Genomic DNA, 2,176 nt, shown 5'->3' on the forward strand with positions numbered 1-2,176 from the left:
CCCGTCTCGACATCAAAATACTGCCCCTGAAACCGCAGGTTCTGCTCAACCTCGTTCACCACCAGCTTCTCAACCGCTCCCCATGCCCGGTACTTCGCCTGCCAGACGATCTGCCCTTCGGAATCGGTCATTTCCAGCGGCGTACCGATCTGGTCGGTGTGGAAGTAGTAGACCTTGTTCTCGACTTCGCCTTCTTTTTCGTCAACACGGGCCAGAGGCGCATAGCTGCCGGGCTCGTAAAGGTACAGGCTGCTCTGGCCCGGACTTTCCTCACGCAGCATGCGCAGGCCTTGCCAGAGGAAACGTTTGTGGTCGGTGTGGCCTTTGATCTCGGACTGTTTGGCAACGCGTCGGCCCAGGCTGTCGTATTGGTAGCTGCTGGTGCTTTCGACCTGCGTGTCGGCCATGGTTTCGGTTTTATGGTTTCGGTTTTGACCAGGCGGTTTTCGCAGTCGTAGGTGAAGGTCTGCCAGCGCACGATGCCGACGACTTTTTCGATCAGGTTGCCCCAGGCGTCGTACTTGTATTCGTGGTTCGCCCACTGTTTGAGGCGGTTGTCTTTGACGTGGTCGAAGCGGCTGGTGTTGAAGTTCAGGCGGTTGGCCGCGGCGTCGTAGCGGAATTCTTCGCCGTCGACCACGCGACCTGTATTGCGCGCCAGCAACTGGCCGTTGGCTTCGTACTCGTACTGGGTTTCGCCGCGCAGTTTGTCGAGGGTGCGGCTCAGTTCACCGGCCGGGTCGTATTCGTAGCGGCGGATTTTCCGCAGGCAGAGTTGTGGCGTACTGCCACGCTTTGCGGCCCATGCTGTCGTGGCCGAAGCAACTGGTGAGTTTGCCTTGGGTGCGGTAGACCTCGCGGTGCAGGTCGTCGCGTTCCATNCTGCTGGCCGGTAGGAAGGGTCAGCGTGGTCAGGCTGCTGAGTGGATCGTAGCCGTAGGTCTGACACGTTTGGTTTGGCCAGCAGGCGACCAATCGGTTGGCACCATACAGTTTGCCGTATATCTCTTGCTATTTAAGTTAGCAAGTGGCTGAGACAAGGTTGGCAACCACCTGCCCTATGTATTATTAAAGAGCAATGAAGCAACTCTACGCTTTGAATGCATCTCAGCCACCAACTTACATGGCTATACTATATCTAAGAAATCATCATTTTCGAGGTAATAGTTTAAAGCTTGAATGGCGACAGCCATCTCTATGGGTTTTTTCTGGTTAGATAAGCTCATCAAAACATCGTTGAATTGTTGTCCGTAGTACAACAGCTGAAGTCCATTGGAAGTCACAAAATCACTAAAAACTTCTTTATCATTTACAATTTCAGGATAACAATCCAAATAGCATATTGTTTCAGGCTCAATGACATCAACGTCGTTATTGGCATACAAGCATAAATCGTCTTTAAGCGTGATGCCGGATTGTACGCAGCCAATCAATTTAGCAACAGTAATTGGCTGTCCGATATTTAGGCTTTCCATTAACATCCCCCTTTCAATGCCTTTCCGGTTTTACCGTCAAGTTTTCCTTTACGTCCCTCTTTACCACCACCCCAGATATCTCGACCACCTTTTCCTGTAGGGTGATAAATTCCGTGTTTTGAAGCATGATCCGCGCGATCTACTAATTTCAGCATGCCGACATCTTCATGATGGTGCCAAGTCAAGCCCGCTGGGCTGCCGGCCATATTTGGCTTTTTAAGCCATGTGTCAAGCTCAGGATACCTACCCATCATATCTCGTCGAAATGCTGGGTCTGTATTCATATTATTAATAAAGCTCTGATTTGCACGGTTAAACTGTACGCCATCACTAGCGTAACGAAGCTGTGATGGAACCTCAAAACTATCAAAAGAATGGTAAACATTTTCTGCACGGACGCCCATCCAGCCAAGAGGGTCTATCCACGATTGAGTATTAGGCGCATATTGATAAAGATTAAATCCCCCTGCCAACCCAATAGGATCCTGCGTAATAAACCGCCCAATTTCCGGGTCATAATACCGAAACGTGTTGTAGTGCAGTCCCGTCTCGACATCAAAATACTGCCCCTGAAACCGCAGGTTCTGCTCAACCTCGTTCACCACCAGCTTTTCAACCGCCCCCCACGCCCGGTATTTCGCCTGCCAGACGATCTGCCCTTCGGCATCGGTCATTTCCAGCGGTGTGCCAATCTGGTCGGT

Annotated in this window: 2 protein-coding genes and 1 pseudogene; all 3 read right to left on the minus strand. The window is 51.2% G+C overall.

Features of this window, described 5'->3' with window-relative positions:
• A pseudogene (locus AO388_RS29270) lies at positions 1-939 on the minus strand (RHS repeat domain-containing protein); the annotation flags it as partial.
• Between the two features lie 188 nt (positions 940-1,127).
• Positions 1,128-1,475, minus strand: coding sequence for a DUF7716 domain-containing protein (locus AO388_RS25465; RefSeq protein ID WP_058417398.1), 348 nt, complete (start codon positions 1,473-1,475; stop codon positions 1,128-1,130).
• A partial coding sequence (locus AO388_RS25470; protein WP_177343143.1) for an RHS repeat-associated core domain-containing protein occupies positions 1,475-2,176 on the minus strand: 702 nt, incomplete at its 5' end. The genes AO388_RS25470 and AO388_RS25465, both read right to left, overlap by 1 nt.

This window comes from Pseudomonas sp. ICMP 10191 (assembly GCF_001467335.1).
Lineage (GTDB): Bacteria > Pseudomonadota > Gammaproteobacteria > Pseudomonadales > Pseudomonadaceae > Aquipseudomonas > Aquipseudomonas cerasi.